Source organism: Campylobacter concisus (assembly GCF_002914195.1).
Taxonomy (GTDB): domain Bacteria; phylum Campylobacterota; class Campylobacteria; order Campylobacterales; family Campylobacteraceae; genus Campylobacter_A; species Campylobacter_A concisus_M.
In genome coordinates, this window is the sequence record NZ_PPAU01000010.1 from 1 (window position 1) to 448 (window position 448).

1 protein-coding gene is annotated in these 448 nt (G+C 35.7%); it reads left to right on the top strand.

What is annotated here, in order from left to right:
• The coding region (locus CYP28_RS00055; RefSeq protein WP_219811231.1) for a hypothetical protein at nt 1–448 on the top strand (448 nt) is incomplete at both ends.

Below are 448 nucleotides of genomic sequence, written 5' to 3' on the forward strand. Positions count from 1 at the left end.
GATGAAGGACGGAACTCAATATTTACAACTGAATTATGGAGGTCTGTAAATGACGGCGTTAGAGACCGAATTATTGAACGAGATAGAGAGATTGCAAGACGAAATTCTGAAATTACAGGACGTGATAAAGAACAAGCAGAACGAAAATATAGAGCTGCAAGGAGCTTACGAGAATTTGCGCAAAGCGAGAACGTCTCTATATTACAGCGACTTAGCAGAGAAATACAAACAAGAGCTAGAGAATATATTATTAACACACAAGAACGAACTAGACAACTTAGACAAAGAGCAGAGCGAGATAGGGAATATCAAAATCGAATTAAATCAGCTCTTAGAGAATGGCAAGAACGAATATTTAATAGCGGAATATCACAAATTAGAGAACGATTACAAAGTTTTGCAAAACAATTATATCTTATTGGAAACAGAGTTATTGACAATCAAAGAG